The sequence below is a fragment of the Halomonas sp. genome (assembly GCF_014859505.1).
Classification (GTDB): domain Bacteria; phylum Pseudomonadota; class Gammaproteobacteria; order Pseudomonadales; family Halomonadaceae; genus Halomonas.
Genome location: NZ_JACUUD010000010.1, coordinates 31930 through 47712 on the forward strand (window position 1 = coordinate 31930; position 15783 = coordinate 47712).

The following is a 15783-nucleotide window of genomic DNA, read 5'->3' on the forward strand; positions in this document are numbered from 1 at the left end:
TAGCGGCGGACCGGGCTCGGGTCGAGATGGCAGGAATTCTATACAAGTCTTGATCAATACTTATTCTATGTATAATATTCAGTGAGGGTTCGTTAACCCTGCTCTTGAAATGACCTGTCTCTCGTTTCAAGTCCCGTCTGTACCAACCCTGCTTGACCGCCCCGCCCCGGGCGGTTTTTTTCTGCCGTCCAGCGGATCGGAAGGGGAAAAGTGACTAGTATACATACATGAATGTAGCTATAATTCAGGCCTGTTTTCGACCCGCTCGACGGCGCTTTCCCCCGCCCCCGCCCCCGGGCCCACCGACGAGATCACCCAGAGTGGAGACTTCCATGCGATTGGCACCCCTGAAGGGGCACAGGCCCCTGACACTTCTGGCCCTGGCCGGCCTGATGGCCGTCGGACTGTCCGCCTGTGGGCAGGACAACGACGAGGCCGGAGGGCCCGGCGGCGGAGGTGACCGCCCGCCGCCCCCGGTCGTGGTGGTCGCCGTGGAGCCGCGCAGCGTGGAGGTGATCGTGGAGTATGCGGCCCGCGTGCGAGGGTCCCGCGAGGTGGAGGTGCGCGCCCGGGTCGAAGGCATCCTCGAGGAGCGCCTCTACACCGAGGGTCAGGTGGTCAGCGAGGGGGATGCGCTGTTCCGGATTGATCGCGAGCCCTACGAGATCGAACTCAAGCGCGCCGAGGCGGAGCGCGCCAACGCCCGCGCCGAGCTGAACCAGGCCAACCGCGAGTGGCAGCGGATCTCCACCCTGTTCAACCAGAATGCGGTCAGCGAGCGCGAGCGTGACAGCTCGCTCTCCGCCCGGGAACTGGCCGAGGCGCGCCTGGCCCTTACCGAGGCCGGCGTGGCCAACGCCGAGCTCAACCTCAGCTACACCGAGGTTCAGGCGCCCCTTGCCGGGCTGACCGGGCTTGAGAGCTTCCCCGAGGGCAGCCTGATCGAGCGCGGCACCCTGCTGACCAGCGTGACCCAGCAGGACCCGGTCCATGTGCGCTTCTCCCTGCCGGAGCAAGATGCCGCCCTGCAGCGTGCCGCGCGCCGCGCCATGACCGATGCCCAGGCGGAGGCGCCTCGCGAGGCCTGGCTGACCCTGCCCGACGGCAGCGAGTATGAGGAGATGGGTCAGATCGATTTCACCGACAGCACCATCGACCCCCGCACCGGCAGCGTCTCGGCTCGGGCCGTCTTCCCCAACCCGGAGGGCATGGTGGTGCCGGGCCAGTTCGTGCGGGTGCGCGTGCTGGTGCAGGAGCTCGACGATATCTTCCTGGTGCCCCAGGAGGCGGTGGGCCAGGGCGCCGAGGGGCCGCGGATCTTCGTGATCGTGGAGGACACCGCCTACGCTCGCAGCGTGGAGCTGGGCCCCATCGTCGACAATCGCCAGGTGGTGCTCTCGGGCCTCGAGGCCGACGACCGCATCGTGGTCAGTGGCCAGGTGACCCTGCAGGACGGCATGCCGGTGCAGGTCAGCGTGGCGGACTCCGCCGAGGAGGTCGTTGACGACGAGACGGCCGGCGAGGTGTCGCTGGACGACGAGCTCGCCGCTGACGAGGAGGCGTGATGCTCAGGTTCTTCATCGATCGACCGATCTTCTCGTCGGTCATCTCCATCATCATCGTGCTGGCCGGCCTCGCCGCGCTGCGCATGCTGCCCGTGGAGCAGTATCCCGACGTGGTGCCGCCCCAGGTGGTGGTGCAGGCCGCCTACCCCGGCGCCAGTGCCGAGGTGATCGCCGAGGCGGTGGCCGCTCCCCTGGAGCAGGAGATCAATGGCGTCGACAACATGCTCTACATGGAATCGGCCTCCACCGACTCCGGCAGCCTCCAGATCACCGTCTCCTTCGCGATGGGCACCGACCCCGACCAGGCCGCCATCAACGTCAACAACCGGGTCCAGGCCGCCACCGCTCGCCTTCCCCAGTCGGTGCGCGACCAGGGTGTGCGCGTCGAGGCGCGCTCCACCAACATCCTGATGGTGCCGGTGCTCTTCTCGCCGGACGGCAGCCGCGATGTGCTGTTCATGTCCAACTATGCGCTGCTCAACGTGCTCGACGAGCTGGTGCGTATTCCGGGCGTGGGCGACGCCTCGCTGTTCGGCGCCCAGGACTACTCCATGCGCATCTGGCTCAGCCCCGACAAGCTGGCCCAGTATGACCTGACCCCCAACGATGTGGCCTCGGCAATCCGCGAGCAGAACGCCCAGTTCGCCGCCGGCAGCCTGGGCGCCGAGCCCTCGCCCGAGGGCCAGGCCTATACCTTCACGGTGACCACCCGCGGCCAGCTCTCCGATCCCGAAGAGTTCGAGGCCATCATCCTGCGCGCCGAGCAGGACGGCAGCACCCTGCGCCTGGGGGATGTGGCCCGCGCCGAGCTGGGCTCCCAGAACTACGCCTTCTCGGCCACCTACAACGGCCAGAACGCCGTGCCCATGGGCGTCTACCTGCAGCCGGGCGCCAACGCCCTGGAGACCGCCGAGGCGGTGCACGAGGCGCTGGAAGACATGGCCGGGCGCTTTCCTGAGGGGCTCACCTACACGGTGCCCTACGACACCACCGAGTTCGTCGAGATCTCCATCCGCGAGGTGTTCATCACCCTGCTGATTGCCGTGGCGCTAGTGGTGGTGGTGACCTTCCTGTTCCTGCAGCACCTGCGGGCTACCCTGATCCCGGTGGTGGCCATCCCGGTGTCGCTGATCGGTACCTTTGCCGGCATGCTGGCCTTCGGCTTCTCGGTCAACCTGCTGACGTTGTTCGGCCTGGTGCTGGCCATCGGCATCGTGGTGGACAACGCCATCATCGTGCTGGAAAACGTCGACCGGCTGATCAACGAGCAGGGCATGAAGGCCCGCGAGGCCTCCATCGAGACCATGAAGCAGGTGGCCGGCGCGGTGGTCTCCTCCACCCTGGTACTGGTGGCGGTCTTCGCCCCGGTGACCTTCCTGGGTGGCCTGACCGGCGAGCTCTATCGCCAGTTCGCGGTGACCATCGCGGTCTCGGTGGTGGTCTCCGGCGTGGTGGCCCTGACCCTGACCCCGGCCATGTGTGCGATGCTGCTGGACAAGCAGACACACAGGGTGGCCAGGCCCTTCCAGTGGTTCAACGCCGGCTTCGATCGGCTTACCAACGGCTTCAGTTGGCTGGTGAGCAAGCTGCTGCGCCACGCGGTGATCGGCGTGGTGCTCTTCATCGGCGTGATCGCCGCGACGCTGTTCACCATGTCGCGCCTGCCCCCGGGGCTCGTGCCCCAGGAGGACCAGGGTGTGGCGCTGGTGGTCTACCAGCTGCCCCAGGTATCGGCGCTGCCGCGCACCGAGGCGGTGCGTGACGAGGTCTCGGCGATGCTGCTGGAGATGGACGAGGTCGACGAGTTCACCTCCTTCGCCGGCTTCGACATCATCGCCGGCGCCCTGCGCACCAATACCGGGGTGGGTTTCGCCAACCTCTCGGACTGGAGCGAACGGGAAGGCCCCGGGCAGGACGCCCAGTCGCTGGCCGGCCGGATCATGGGCATGGGCGGCGGCATTCCCGAGGCGCTGGTGATCGCCTTCACCCCGCCGCCGATCATGGGGCTGTCGCTGACCGGTGGCGTGGAGGGCTACCTGCAGGTGCGCGGCGACGCCACCACCCAGCAGATCGCCGACCTGGCCAACCGGCTTGCCGCCGCGGCCAACGAGCGCCCGGAGCTGACCAACGCCCGCACCACCCTGGATACCACGATCCCGCGCTATCGCGCCGAGCTGGACCGGGAGAAGGCCCGCGCCATGGGGGTGCCTGTCAACGAGGTGTTTGCCGCCATGCAGAGCACCTTCGGCTCCATGTACGTGAACGACTTCACCCTCTCGGGGCGCAACTGGCAGGTGAACCTGCAGTCCGAGGGCGAGTTCCGCAGCCAGCCCGAGGATCTCAACAAGGTCTTCGTGCGCTCCCAGGGCGGCGAGATGATCCCGCTCTCCTCGGTGGTGACCCTGACCCGCGAGTCGGGGGCGGACATCTTCAACCGCTACAACGTCTACTCGGCTGCCAAGTTCCTGGCCGACGCCGCGCCGGGCTTCACCACCGGCCAGGCCAAGGACGCCATGGACCAGGTCGCCGCAGAGGTGCTGGAGGGCGGTAACGTCCAGCTGGGCTGGACCGGCGAGGCCTTTCAGCTCGACGCCGCAGCCGGTGCCGGCGCCCTGGCCTTCGGGCTGGGCCTGCTGATGGTGTTCCTGATCCTGTCCGCCCAGTACGAGCGCTGGACGCTGCCCCTGGCGGTGGCCACCGCGGTGCCCTTCGGGGTGCTGGGGGCGGCGCTGGCCGCCATGCTCCGCGGCTTCCCCAATGACATCTACTTCCAGGTGGGCCTGCTGGTGCTGATCGGCCTGGCGGCCAAGAACGCCATCCTGATAGTGGAATTCGCCGCCCAGAACCGCCGCACCGGGATGAGCTCCACCGAGGCCGCCCTGGGCGCGGCGAGGCAGCGCTTTCGTGCCATCCTGATGACGGCGCTGACCTTCATCATCGGCACCCTGCCGCTGGTGTTCGCCACCGGTGCCGGTGCCAACAGCCGCCAGGAGATCGGCACCGTGGTGGTAGGCGGCATGATCCTTGCCAGCTCGCTCGCGCTGATCTTCGTGCCGCTGGCCTACAAGGTGCTGGAGGACCTGGTGACCTGGCGCCGCGAGCGCAAGGCCAGCCGCCTGGACAAGGAGGTTCCCCATGCATAAGGCACTGCCTGTGCTGCTGCTCTCCACCGCCCTGCTGGCCGGCTGTGCCGTGGGGCCCGACTACCGGGCCCCCGCGCTGGACCTGCCCGAGGAGTGGCCCGAGCATGTGCTGCTCTCCGCCGAGGCCCGCGCCGACTGGCAGCAGTGGTGGCGCCAGTTCGAGGATCCCTATCTGGACGGCCTGGTGGCGCGGGCGGTGGAGGATAACCTGGAACTGCGCCTGCAGCTGGCGCGGATCCAGGAGGCCCGGGCGAGGCTGGGGCTCACTCGCGCTGAGCAGCTCCCCTCGGTGAGCGCCCAGGCCGAGGCGGCTCGGGAGCGCACCCCGGGAACCCTGTCGCCCTTCGGCGAGAGTACCGACAACACCTTCTCCCTGGCCGGCGTGCTCGACTACGAGATCGATCTCTGGGGGCGCCTGGCCCGTGAGCGAGAGGCCTCGGAGGCGCTGCTCGAACAGAGTGTCTTTGCCCACGACGCGGTGCGCCTGAACGTGATCGCCGACGTGGCGACCACCTACTTCGACCTGCGCAGCGCCGAGCGCCAGCTGCGCATCACCCGGGCCACCGCGCAGTCCCGCGAGGAGACCTTCCGCCTCGAGCAGCTGCGTTTCGACGTGGGTGAGAGCGACGAACTGGCGTTGCGCCAGGCGCAGTCGGAGCTGGAGTCGACCCTGGCCCAGCTGCCGGGTCAGCGGGAGCGGGTGCGGGTGCTGGAAGGCGCCCTGGCGTTGCTGGTGGGCATGAGTCCCGCGGAGCTGATGAGCGAGCTGGACTTCGGCGATAACGATCTGGAGGCGATCTCCCTGCCCGACGGCATGCCGGCGGTGCTGCCCTCGGAGCTGCTCGCGCGTCGCCCCGATATCCGCTCCGCCGAGGCGGGGCTGGTCGCCGTCAATGCCGGCATCGGCGTGGCCGAGGCGAGCCGCCTGCCGCGCTTCAACCTGGGGGGGCTGCTGGGCAGCGCCGCCGGGGATGCCGGGGATCTCTTCACCTCGGCGGCCGGCACCTGGGGGCTCTCTGCCACGGTGATGGGCCCGCTGTTCGACTTCGGCCGCAGCGCTTCGCGCATCGAGACCGCCGAGGCCCTGGCCGAGCAGGCCGAGGTGCAGTACCGCGCCACCGTTGACCAGGCCTTCAATGAGGTACGCAACGCCCTGGTCACCTTCGAGGCCAGCGGCGAGCGCGTCGAGGCGATCCGCCGCCAGTTGACGGCCTTCGAGCGCACCCTGGAGCTGGCGGAGGTGCGCTACCGGGAGGGCTTCGTCGGCTTCATCGAGCTGCTCGATGCCCAGCGCGCCACCCTCGCCGCCGAATTGGCGCTCTCCGAGGCGATGCGCGACCGCCTGACCGCCACCGCCACGCTGTTCAAGGCGCTGGGCGGCGGCTGGCAGGTCGACGGCTGAAGGCCGAAAGGCCCTGGGAGCGAGGGCGGCCCCCCGACAGGCCGGGCCGCCCGATCCAACACAAGGGAGACATGTCATGGCGACCCGAATCACCGCTTACCGCCGGGGCGACGGCATCATGGTGCTCAAGATCAGCTGCCCGGAGCGGCGCAATATCCTCGACGAGGCGAGCTACATGCAACTGATCGAGGGCCTTGCCGCGGCCGAGGCCGACGACAGTGTCAGGGTGCTGATCATCACCGGCGCGGAGAACTGCTTCACGGCGGGCAACGACCTGGCCAACTACCAGGCTCTGGCCGATGCCGAGAGCGTCACGGCGATCACCTTCCTGCGTCGCCTGCACGCCTTTCCTAAGCCGGCCATCGCCGCGGCGGAAGGCATCGCCCTGGGGCTTGGGGTATCGATCCTGCTGCACTGCGATTTCGCCTACGGGGGCCACTCCACCCGCTTCCAGCTGCCCTTCACCCACTTCGCCCTGAGCCCGCTGGGGGGCACCACCTGGCTGCTGCCGCAGCTGGCGGGCCACAAGGCGGCGGCGCAGATGCTGCTGCTGGGGCAGGCCTTCTCGGCCAACGAGGCGAGAGAGATCGGCCTGCTGACGGATGCGACCCCCGACGGCCGGGCGCTGGAGCAGGCCTTCGACTGCGCTACCCGCCTGCTGGCCAAGCCCTTCGATGCGCTGCTGGCCACCAAGGCGCTGATGCGCGAGGGGCAGGCCGAGGCAATCGGTGCGGCGCTGGACCGCGAGGAGCAGGCGCTGCTGGCGCGTTGTCGGACGCCCGAGGCCCAGGGGGCCATCGATGCCTTCTACGCCAGAAGGCGCCATCCGTGACATGACGGAAGGCCTTCGGGCCGGATCAGGCCTGGCGCCTGAACAGCCTGAGCTGGGTCTCCACCAGCAGGTTGCCCTGTTCCGCGATGGAGAACTGCTCGTGATTGCGCAGCCAGTCGTGGAAGAGCCCTCCCAGCATCGACTGCAGCAGGTTGGCGGCGAGCTCCGGTGAGAGGTCCTCGCGCAGCTGGCCCAGCCGGGCCGCGCACTGCAGGTAGTCGCGCAGGGCTCCGCAGGACTCCTCGGCCATCTCGTTCTGCATGGCCAGCGGGTCGATATCGCCGAACACCTCGCAATGGTGGATCAGGATGGCGTGCACGCGGCGGTAGCGCGGCCGCTCCAGGCGCTCGAAGCCGCTGAGGCAGGCCAGGCGGATCGCCTCCAGTGGGGCGTCGGCAAGGCTCGGGTCGCCGATCTCCTCCACCAGTTCCTGAAAGGGCATGCGCACCCGGTTGAGCATGGCATGGAAGAGGTCCGCCTTGTTCCTGAAGTGCCAGTAGACGGCCCCCCGTGTCATGCCGGCATGGCGGGCGATCTGCTCCAGGGAGGTGCGGGCCACGCCCCTCTCCAGGAAGACCTCCTCGGCGGCGTCGAGCAGGGCCTCGCGGGTCGCGGCGGCCTCGGCCTTGGTCTTTCGCGCCATGGGGGGCGGACTCCATCAAGCGGTGGGGCAGTGATTCTACCCGATCGCCATCACTTTTACATTCGTCAATGTATGGTTGGCGGGGTGGCGCTTGCCGCCCTCGCCAACGCCCTGATGACACGGGTATAAAGGGAACCTCGCCCCGTCACAGGATGACCCGACATGGCCCGAGCGCCCTTCGACCTCGCCGGCATACGGATTGCCCCCGGCAGTCGCACCCAGATCGATGTGCCGGTGGCGCGGCTCTACACCCATGCGCCGCTCTACATCCCGGTGGAGGTGGTGCACGGTCGCCAGGCGGGGCCGACGCTGCTGGTGTGCGGGGGTATCCATGGCGACGAGATCAACGGCGTGGAGATCGTGCGCCGTCTGCTGCGGTCCAGGCAGATCCAGGGCCTGCGCGGCACCCTGATCGCTGCGCCCATCGTCAACGTGTTCGGCTTCGTGCAGCACAGCCGCTACCTGCCCGACCGGCGCGACCTCAACCGCTGCTTCCCGGGCAGCGAGTCGGGCTCGCTGGGCGGCCGGGTGGCGGCGCTGTTCCGGGAGCAGATCGTCGATCATGCCACTCATATCATCGATCTGCACACCGGTGCGATTCACCGCACCAACCTGCCGCAGATCCGTGCCCAGCTGGAGACCGGCAGCGAGACCGAGCGCATGGCCAATGCCTTCGGTGCGCCGGTGATCCTCAATGCCGAGCTGCGCGAGGGTAGCCTGCGCCACTATGCCCAGAATCGGGGGATCCCGGTGCTCACCTACGAGGCGGGCGAGGCGCTACGTTTCGATGAATGGGCGATTGCCCCGGGCGTGCGCGGCGTGCTGCGGGTGATGCGCCGGCTCGGTATGCTGACCGGCGAGCACCGCCGTCGTGCGCCGCCGGCGGCGGAGATCGCCAACGGCTCGAGCTGGGCGCGGGCGCCCATCGACGGCATCCTTCGGCCCCAGGTGCGTCTCGGTGCCCGGGTAGCAAAGGGTGAGCTTCTGGGGCGGGTCGCCGACCCCTTCGGCAATGCGGAAGGGGAGGTGCGCTCCATGGCCGATGGCATCGTGATCGGCATGAGCCGGCTGCCGCTGGCCAACGAGGGGGAGGCGCTCTTCCATATCGCCCGCTTCGATGCCATCGAGGAGGCCGAGAGCGCCGTCGAGGACTTCCACTCCAGCCTGGTCCCCCCGCCCGATTCGCTCTATTGAGGCAGCACGCCCGCCGGGGCGCGTCGTCAGGCCGCGGCGGCGGGTTCGCGCTCGGGGACCAGGCTCAGGGCGTCGTCGAAGACGCGCAGGCAGGCGCCCTCGAGGTGGCCGTTCTCGGAGAGGTGGCGGCGGAAGCGCCGTCCCCCCGGCTGGCCCTGGAAGAGCCCCAGCAGGTGGCGAGTGATGTGGTTGAGCTTGGCGCCCTCCTCGAGGCGCTGAGCGATGTAGGGGCGAAAGGCCTGCGCTGCCGCATGACGGCTGGTCGCCGGCCCCGGCTCGCCGTAGAAGGCCTCGTCCACGCCGGCCAGCAGCCAGGGGTTCTGGTAGGCCTCGCGCCCCACCATGACGCTGTCTAACTGCTCGAGCTGCGCCCGACACTCGTCGAGGGTCCTGATGCCGCCGTTGATGCCGATATGCAGTTCGGGGCGGCTCGCCTTGAGGCGGTGCACCCGGGGGTAGTTGAGGGGCGGGATGTCGCGGTTCTCCTTGGGGGAGAGGCCCTGCAGCCAGGCCTTGCGGGCGTGCACGATGAACACCTCGCAGCCGGCGTCGGCCACCGTGGCGATAAAGCGCTCGAGATCGGCGTCCTCATCCTGATCGTCGATGCCGATGCGGCACTTCACCGTGACCGGGATCGACACCGCGTCGCGCATGGCGCGCACCCCGGCGGCCACCGTCTCGGGATGGCCCATCAGGCAGGCGCCGATCAGGTTGTTCTGCACCCGGTCGCTCGGGCAGCCCACGTTGAGGTTGACCTCGTCATAGCCCCAGGCCTCGGCAATGGCCGCGCACTCGGCGAGCTCGCTCGGGTCGCTGCCGCCCAGCTGCAGGGCCAGCGGGTGCTCCACGGCGTCGAAGCCCAGGAAGCGCTCCCGCGGGCTGCCGTGCAGGATGGCGCCGGTGGTGACCATCTCGGTGTAGAACAGCGCGTGGCGGGTCAGGGTGCGGGCGAACGCGCGGTAGTCGCGGGTCGTCCAGTCCATCATCGGCGCGACGGAGAAGGTGCGGTCGAGCTGGGGCATCGGGCATCACGGGGTTGTTCGGTAAGGCCAGCATTCTACCAGCCCCCAGCGCGGGTTGCCCATGTCGGTGATGCTGCTGCCTGGCTCGCCTAGCCGGCCCGGAAGAAGGCGATCGGGTCCAGTTCGTGGAGCCCGATGGTGACGGCGGCCTGGCAGTTCAGGCAGCGCAGGGTGCCGGTGTCGCGGGAGAGTCCCTCGACCCGGAACCGCGTGAGGTTGAGGGTGACCGGCTCTTCGGTGTTGCCGCACTGGCGGCAGATGAGGGTCAGGCCATGTACCTTGTGGGTGAGGGTGATGGTGTCCATGCCGACCTCCTGCTTCGTGATGGGAGAGTACCACCGGGATTCTGGAAGGCAGGACGAGGTGCCCCGACATCTCATTCTGGAACCCTATGCCATCTCCGTCGCGAGTGCCCGTGAAAACGCTTCAAGCGCGACCGGCGATAACCTTGGAACCCTTTCTGCGAGATGACGGCCATGTCCCACGAACTGACGGACCACCAGTTGGAGATCCTGGCGCGGGTGCTGCAGCATGGCGGGGTGCTCTCCTCGCCCTTCGGCTACTCCGACGAGGATGCCCTGCTGCCGGCGCTGCGCGAGAATATCGCGGCACTCGAGGCACGGGGGCTGATCACGGTGACAGCACATGAAGCCCCCGGCCAGGGCGAGACCCTGACGCTGACCGAGGAGGGCTATGCGGCCCTCGGCATGACCTGACGAGCCGCCATCGCCCGGCTGGGCCTCAGGCGGTGAACACCGTGTAGAGCATCTGCAGCGCCAGGATCATCAGCATGACCGCGAACACCCGCCTGAGGAGCGCCACCGGCAGGCGGTGGGCGAGCCTCGCGCCGAGGGGGGCGGTGAGGATGCTGAACGGTGCCATGAGCAGCAGGGCGGGCAGGTAGACATAGCCCCAGGCGGCATCCGGCAGGCCGGCGGTGTCCCAGCCGTTGATGACGTAGCCCAGCGCCCCGGCCAGGGCGATGGGCAGGCCCACCGCGGCCGAGGTGCCGATGGCCTGGGGCAGCCGCACGTTGCACCAGGTCAGGAAGGGCACGGTGAGCGAGCCGCCGCCGATGGCCACCAGCGCCGAGATGCCGCCGATGCCGAGCCCCGCCCCGGAGAGGCCGACGGGGCCCGGCAGGGTGCGGGTCGGCTTGGGCTTCAGGTTGACAAGCATCTGCAGCGACATCAGCACCATGAAGGCGGCGAAGAAGATCGCCAGACCGCGGGTCGGCATCAGGGCGGCGATGAAGGTGGCCAGGAAGGTGCCGGCGAGGATGGCCGGGGTGATGTGGCGCACGATGTGCCAGCGCACCGCGCCGTGCCGGTGGTGCGACCATAGGCTGGCCGAGGCCGACGGCACGATGGCCGCCATGGCGGTGCCCAGCGCCAGGTGGGCGATATGCTCGTGGGGGACCCCCTGGATCACGAACAGCGAGGTCAGGATCGGCACCATGATGCCGCCGCCGCCGATGCCGAGCAGGCCGGCCATCAGGCCGACAAAGCTTCCCAGGGCCAGGTAGGCCAGCCACCACAGGGGATCCACGGGCGTCTCCTCGATCGTCATGGGTTGTCGTGAAGGGGGCATTCTAGTGGAAAACCCGTGCCGACAGGCAATTGCCGGGCCGTGGTACGGTCGGCATGTGCTATGAAGAAGGACAGGGCGTTGCCACTCCGGCACGCCTGGCGACGGGAGGCATGACGATGATGGAGCGCAAGCAGCGGCTCGAGACCCTGCGGGACGAGCTGGTCGAGCGAATCGAACGCTACCGGGACCACAAGGAGCAGCGCGCAGGTCCGCTGGACAAGGACATGGAGGAGCAGGCCATCGAGTTGCAGAATGACGAGGTGGTCGACGCCCTGGAGCGGGAGGCCGAGGAGGAGCTGCGCCAGGTGATGCACGCCCTCGCGCGCGTCGCTGCCGGGGAGGGTGATCTCTGCGAGGTGTGTGAGGAGCCGATCGCGCCCGGGCGTCTCGACGCCGTCCCCTTCACCACGCTTTGCCGGCAGTGCGCCGAGCCTCGTTGAGTGACCGACGGGACGGGCAGCCCGGGGCGGTGATAGCCTTGAGGCAGGAATCATCGCTTCGGAGGTCATGCATGAACGTGTGGTATCGATGGTGCGGCCTGGGCGTGATGCTGGTGCTGCTTGCGGGGTGCGGCGGGAACGGTAATGAGACCGGAGAGGCGCCGGACGAGCCGGAGCAGGTTGCCCAGCCATCTCCCCCCGCTGAGCCCGAGGCCGAGGTGGAGCCCTTTGCCGAGCCGGTAGCGATCGAGTTTGCGGTCAGCCTCGGCAGTGACCGGCGCCTGCTGGTGGAAGGGGAGAGCAACCTGCCGGATAACACCCGCCTGCAGGTGGTGGTGGAGCGAGAGCTCAGCGGCGTCCGCTGGCAGGAGCGTACGACGTTGACGGGCGGTCGCTTCCAGGCCGGCCCCTTTGGATCGGGCAGCGGCCTTCCGGACGGGGGCTACACCATCACCGTCAATCTCTCCGAAGCCACCGTGCAGCCCACGGACGTTCGCGCACGGATCGGCGAGCGGGGCGAGCACCTGAGTGGCCCGCTGGTGAGCACCTCGCGTCACGGCCTGGGGCAGGTCGCGAGCGACTCGCGGCGGTTCCTGATCGGAAGCGAACCCCGTCGTACCCACGATAACGTCGAAGTGCTCGGCGTCGAATAGCACTGGGCGTTGAATAGCACCGGGTGTCGAATAGCATGGAAGCGCGAACGGCGCTCGGGATCGAGTCGCGAGGGCGGGGTGCCAGCGCTACGTCAGAGCGGCGAGGCCTGCCAGCGGGCCAGGAGCATGCCCAGCAAGCGGGTGTCATGGGCAGCTGGGTGGGCAGTGGCGTCGCCCTCCCCGCAGAACTGCAGTCCTCCATCCTCCCGCTGGGAAACCCGGCGGACCCAAAGCTGGCCGTCCTCCTCCACCAGGTAGAGGCCCGGCTCGCGAAAGTCCTCCGTGGGGGCCAAGGCAACGAGGTCGTGATCGCCCAGGAAATCGAAGGTATCGCCCGGCGCTGGGGTCAGCAGGTAGCACTCCTTGTGCCATCGCTGGCCTTGCCCTTGCGGTATGGGTAGCAGGTCATCGGGCACTTCGATGCGGCCGGCAACAGGGTCCTGCCAGGGCGCGGGAGGCTGACGACGCAGGTAGAGGGGCGCTGGCCGGTCCCCTCTGTTGCCTTCGAGCAGCCTCGACAGCGGGCAATCCAGTGCCTGGGCCAGGGCTACCAGCCGCTCATGGCCTATCTGGCGAATGGCACCGGACTCCCAGTAGGAGATGGTCACATCGGAGACGCCAACCCGACGGGCCAGGGCTGCCTTGTTGAGGTTAGCCTCCAGCCGGAGTTCCTTGATGCGCGGGCCTAGTGAATCCATCTATCCATCCTGTCGTTGCATGGGTTGTCTTATCTGAACGTAGAAAGGGCCGGTGCGATCATCGGGGATCCCGTGAGGCTGTGCAATATCTCCCATCAACGCTGAGCCACCGCTGATGCCGGTCACCAGGCCACGGTTTCGCCGGCCCAGTCGTGGAAGCTGGCGGCCCCCCCGAGCGGGCGCTCGCCCAGCACCGCGAGAAGTCGCTCGGCCACGAAGGCCGGCGTGAACAGCTTGCCTTCCGGCACGCGGGCCTGGAAGGGGCGTGAGAGTCCGGTATCTGTGGTACCGGGATGCAGGCAGACCACGGCGAGGCTCCTGTTGAGCCGTCGGAGTTCCACCGCGGCGGTTCTCATCAGCATGTTGTGGGCCGCCTTGCTGGCGCGATAGGCGTACCAGCCGCCCAGGCGATTGTCCTCGATGGAGCCGACCCGGGCAGAGAGGCTTGCCACCAGCGCCGGGTGCTGACCCTTCAGGCTGGGCTGCAGGGCCTGCAGCAGCAGGGCCGGGGTCGCGGCATTGACGTGGAACAGGTGCGCCATGGCCTCGGCGTCGAGGTCGTCGAGCTTCTTTTCGGGGTGAATGCCGAGCGCCTCGTCATGGAGCATGCCGAGGGTATTGAAGACCAGATGGAGCGGCGTGCCGTTCAGGTGGGCGGCCAGGCGCTCGCGCCCCTCGGGCGTGGTGAGGTCGGCAGTCAGCGACTCGAAGCGGGTATCGTCAACCTGGGCCCCTGGCTGTCGGCTGACGCCGATCACTCGCCCCGGCCTGAGGCTGGCCAGCAGGGCATCCACTATCGCGCCGCCGATGCCGCCGCCGGCGCCGGTCACCAGCGTGGTAAAACCCTCGGGAAGTTGCACAAGCATGGTGCTCTCCAGGTTATCCGGATCGAATGCCGAGACATTGACCGCGATCCTGTCGGATGATTCCCCGCGACGGCTGCTGACGCGGCGGCAGGTGCGTATAATGTCTTCGTTCATCCACCCTCGGATCCGGGACACCGCAACGACATGACCGTACGCACGCGTATCGCGCCGTCACCGACCGGCGATCCCCACGTCGGCACCGCCTACATCGCCCTGTTCAACCTCTGCTTCGCCCGCCAGCACGGCGGCCAGTTCATCCTGCGCATCGAGGATACCGACCGGGTGCGCTCGACACCCGAGTCGGAGCAGATGATTCTCGACTCGCTGCGCTGGCTGGGTCTCGACTGGGACGAGGGCCCCGACGTGGGAGGTCCCCATGGTCCCTACCGGCAGAGCGAGCGCGGCGACATCTACGCAGAGTACGCTCGCCAGCTGATCGAGGCGGGGCACGCCTTCAAGTGCTACCGCACCAGCGAGGAGCTCGACGAGCTGCGTGAGGCGCGCAAGGCCGCCGGCATGCAGCTGGCGCTCAAGCCCGCCGACCTGGCCCTGCCCGCCGATGAGCAGGCGCGCCGCGAGACGGAGGGCTGGCCCCATGTGGTGCGCATGGCGGTGCCTGCCAGCGGCACCTGCGTGATCCGGGACATGCTGCGGGGCACCATCGAAGTGGACTGGGCCCAGGTGGATGCCCAGATCCTGCTCAAGTCCGACGGCATGCCCACCTATCACCTGGCCAATGTGGTCGACGACCACCTGATGGGCATCACCCATGTGCTGCGCGGCGAGGAGTGGATCAACTCGGCGCCCAAGCACCAGCTCCTCTATGAGTATTTCGGCTGGGAGATGCCCGAGCTCTGCCACATGCCGCTGCTGCGCAACCCCGACAAGTCGAAGCTTTCCAAGCGCAAGAACCCGACCTCGATCAACTACTACCGGCGCATGGGCTTCCTGCCCCAGGCGGTGATCAACTATCTGGGCCGCATGGGCTGGTCGATGCCTGACGAGCGCGAGAAGTTCAGCCTCGACGAGATGATGGCCCACTTCGATATCCAGCGGGTTTCCCTGGGTGGCCCGGTGTTCGACCTGGAGAAGCTGACCTGGCTCAATGGCCTCTATATCCGCGAGGAGCTCGACGACGAGGGCTTCCTCAAGGTGCTGATGGAGTGGGCCTTCAACGAGCGCTACGTGAAGGAGATCCTGCCCCAGGTGCGTCCACGGGTGGAGACCCTCTCCGAGGTGGTGCCCCTGGCCGGCCACTTCTTCTCTGGCCTGCCGCGCATCACCGAGGAGAGCTTCGACGGCGTCAAGCTGGGCCGAGAGGACCTGCTCAGACTGCTGCAGTTCCTGGTGTGGCGCTTCGAGGTCGTGCCAGCGTGGGACAAGGAGGCCCTGCTGGGCGAGGTGAAGGCGCTGGCCGGCCATTTCGATCTGAAGATGAAGGAGTTCCTGGCGCCGGTGTTCATCGCCATTACCGGCTCCGCCGCCAGCACCTCGGTGATGGACGCCATGGCGATTATCGGCTCCGACATGACCCGGGCGCGCCTGCGCCACGCCATCGAGGTGCTCGGTGGCGTCTCCAAGAAGCAGGCCAAGCGGTTCGAGAAGGAGTTCCGCGAACTCGCTTGATTTCCTGTTGACGAAGACGAGTCGAATCAGTACTATGCGACTCGTCTTCAGGGCACGGGGCCTTAGCTCAGCTGGGAGAGCGCAACACTGGCAGTGTTGAGGTCAGCGG

Annotated in this window: 15 protein-coding genes; 9 read left to right on the top strand and 6 right to left on the bottom strand. The window is 68.2% G+C overall.

The genetic code is table 11. The features are described from left to right. The first annotated feature begins 332 nt into the window (after positions 1-332). The 4 genes from IBX53_RS02855 (at position 333) to IBX53_RS02870 (ending at position 6942) form a co-directional block, all read left to right on the top strand. On the top strand, positions 333-1565 hold the full coding sequence (locus tag IBX53_RS02855; RefSeq protein ID WP_290905051.1) for an efflux RND transporter periplasmic adaptor subunit: 1233 nt from the start codon (positions 333-335) through the stop codon (positions 1563-1565). After that, positions 1565-4708, top strand: coding sequence for an efflux RND transporter permease subunit (locus IBX53_RS02860; RefSeq protein WP_290905054.1), 3144 nt, complete (start codon positions 1565-1567; stop codon positions 4706-4708). Before IBX53_RS02855 ends, IBX53_RS02860 begins: the two co-directional genes overlap by 1 nt. Beyond that, positions 4701-6110, top strand: a complete 1410-nt coding sequence (locus IBX53_RS02865; RefSeq protein ID WP_290905056.1) for an efflux transporter outer membrane subunit — start codon at positions 4701-4703, stop codon at positions 6108-6110. The genes IBX53_RS02860 and IBX53_RS02865 overlap by 8 nt, the downstream gene beginning before the upstream one ends. 76 nt (positions 6111-6186) lie before the next feature. Continuing rightward, the gene (locus IBX53_RS02870) at positions 6187-6942 is read left to right on the top strand and encodes an enoyl-CoA hydratase-related protein (RefSeq protein ID WP_290905059.1); all 756 of its coding nucleotides are present in this window, start codon (positions 6187-6189) and stop codon (positions 6940-6942) included. A gap of 25 nt (positions 6943-6967) precedes the next feature. Here IBX53_RS02870 and IBX53_RS02875 read toward each other — a convergent pair whose 3' ends face one another. Continuing rightward, positions 6968-7585, bottom strand: coding sequence for a TetR family transcriptional regulator (locus IBX53_RS02875; RefSeq protein WP_290905062.1), 618 nt, complete (start codon positions 7583-7585; stop codon positions 6968-6970). 162 nt (positions 7586-7747) lie between these two features. On the opposite strand from IBX53_RS02875, the gene IBX53_RS02880 reads away from it, so the two are divergent. Then, the gene (locus IBX53_RS02880) at positions 7748-8779 is read left to right on the top strand and encodes a succinylglutamate desuccinylase/aspartoacylase family protein (protein ID WP_290905067.1); all 1032 of its coding nucleotides are present in this window, start codon (positions 7748-7750) and stop codon (positions 8777-8779) included. 26 nt (positions 8780-8805) lie between these two features. Here the strand turns inward: IBX53_RS02880 and dusA are convergent, their stop codons facing one another. After that, entirely contained in the window at positions 8806-9801 is a 996-nt protein-coding gene (gene dusA / locus IBX53_RS02885; protein ID WP_290905070.1) for a tRNA dihydrouridine(20/20a) synthase DusA, read from the bottom strand. 89 nt (positions 9802-9890) lie between these two features. Continuing rightward, the gene (locus IBX53_RS02890) at positions 9891-10106 is read right to left on the bottom strand and encodes a hypothetical protein (RefSeq protein WP_290905073.1); all 216 of its coding nucleotides are present in this window, start codon (positions 10104-10106) and stop codon (positions 9891-9893) included. Positions 10107-10277: 171 nt separating this feature from the next. On the opposite strand from IBX53_RS02890, the gene IBX53_RS02895 reads away from it, so the two are divergent. Continuing rightward, positions 10278-10517 carry a hypothetical protein gene (locus IBX53_RS02895; RefSeq protein WP_290905075.1) on the top strand — a complete coding sequence of 80 codons (240 nt, stop codon included), beginning with the start codon at positions 10278-10280 and terminating at the stop codon, positions 10515-10517. A 25-nt stretch (positions 10518-10542) separates the two neighbouring features. Here the strand turns inward: IBX53_RS02895 and IBX53_RS02900 are convergent, their stop codons facing one another. Next, complete coding sequence (locus tag IBX53_RS02900) at positions 10543-11370, bottom strand: sulfite exporter TauE/SafE family protein (RefSeq protein ID WP_290905079.1); 828 nt, start codon at positions 11368-11370, stop codon at positions 10543-10545. A 137-nt stretch (positions 11371-11507) separates the two neighbouring features. Between IBX53_RS02900 and IBX53_RS02905 the strand changes: the two genes are divergently transcribed. Together IBX53_RS02905 and IBX53_RS02910 are read left to right on the top strand one after the other, a co-directional pair. Continuing rightward, positions 11508-11831: a TraR/DksA C4-type zinc finger protein gene (locus tag IBX53_RS02905; RefSeq protein ID WP_290905082.1), complete on the top strand. Its 324-nt coding sequence runs from the start codon at positions 11508-11510 to the stop codon at positions 11829-11831. 71 nt (positions 11832-11902) lie between these two features. Further along, a complete protein-coding gene (locus IBX53_RS02910; protein WP_290905086.1) occupies positions 11903-12484 on the top strand; it encodes a hypothetical protein in 582 nt (193 codons plus the stop codon). Positions 12485-12576: 92 nt separating this feature from the next. On the opposite strand, the gene IBX53_RS02915 is transcribed toward IBX53_RS02910, so the two are convergent. Together IBX53_RS02915 and IBX53_RS02920 are read right to left on the bottom strand one after the other, a co-directional pair. After that, positions 12577-13182: a helix-turn-helix transcriptional regulator gene (locus IBX53_RS02915; RefSeq protein ID WP_290905089.1), complete on the bottom strand. Its 606-nt coding sequence runs from the start codon at positions 13180-13182 to the stop codon at positions 12577-12579. Positions 13183-13304: 122 nt separating this feature from the next. Then, a complete protein-coding gene (locus tag IBX53_RS02920; RefSeq protein ID WP_290905091.1) occupies positions 13305-14048 on the bottom strand; it encodes an SDR family NAD(P)-dependent oxidoreductase in 744 nt (247 codons plus the stop codon). A 144-nt stretch (positions 14049-14192) separates the two neighbouring features. Here IBX53_RS02920 and gltX point away from each other — a divergent pair, with 144 nt between their 5' ends. After that, entirely contained in the window at positions 14193-15674 is a 1482-nt protein-coding gene (gene gltX, locus IBX53_RS02925) for a glutamate--tRNA ligase (RefSeq protein WP_290905094.1), read from the top strand. Positions 15675-15783: the final 109 nt, after the last annotated feature.

Coding starts and splice junctions, on each gene's coding strand:
- IBX53_RS02855 (WP_290905051.1), top strand. CDS start 333: ATGCGATTGGCACCCCTGAAGGGGCACAGGCCCCTGACACTTCTGGCC.
- IBX53_RS02860 (WP_290905054.1), top strand. CDS start 1,565: ATGCTCAGGTTCTTCATCGATCGACCGATCTTCTCGTCGGTCATCTCC.
- IBX53_RS02865 (WP_290905056.1), top strand. CDS start 4,701: ATGCATAAGGCACTGCCTGTGCTGCTGCTCTCCACCGCCCTGCTGGCC.
- IBX53_RS02870 (WP_290905059.1), top strand. CDS start 6,187: ATGGCGACCCGAATCACCGCTTACCGCCGGGGCGACGGCATCATGGTG.
- IBX53_RS02875 (WP_290905062.1), bottom strand. CDS start 7,585: ATGGCGCGAAAGACCAAGGCCGAGGCCGCCGCGACCCGCGAGGCCCTG.
- IBX53_RS02880 (WP_290905067.1), top strand. CDS start 7,748: ATGGCCCGAGCGCCCTTCGACCTCGCCGGCATACGGATTGCCCCCGGC.
- dusA (WP_290905070.1), bottom strand. CDS start 9,801: ATGCCCCAGCTCGACCGCACCTTCTCCGTCGCGCCGATGATGGACTGG.
- IBX53_RS02890 (WP_290905073.1), bottom strand. CDS start 10,106: ATGGACACCATCACCCTCACCCACAAGGTACATGGCCTGACCCTCATC.
- IBX53_RS02895 (WP_290905075.1), top strand. CDS start 10,278: ATGTCCCACGAACTGACGGACCACCAGTTGGAGATCCTGGCGCGGGTG.
- IBX53_RS02900 (WP_290905079.1), bottom strand. CDS start 11,370: ATGACGATCGAGGAGACGCCCGTGGATCCCCTGTGGTGGCTGGCCTAC.
- IBX53_RS02905 (WP_290905082.1), top strand. CDS start 11,508: ATGATGGAGCGCAAGCAGCGGCTCGAGACCCTGCGGGACGAGCTGGTC.
- IBX53_RS02910 (WP_290905086.1), top strand. CDS start 11,903: ATGAACGTGTGGTATCGATGGTGCGGCCTGGGCGTGATGCTGGTGCTG.
- IBX53_RS02915 (WP_290905089.1), bottom strand. CDS start 13,182: ATGGATTCACTAGGCCCGCGCATCAAGGAACTCCGGCTGGAGGCTAAC.
- IBX53_RS02920 (WP_290905091.1), bottom strand. CDS start 14,048: ATGCTTGTGCAACTTCCCGAGGGTTTTACCACGCTGGTGACCGGCGCC.
- gltX (WP_290905094.1), top strand. CDS start 14,193: ATGACCGTACGCACGCGTATCGCGCCGTCACCGACCGGCGATCCCCAC.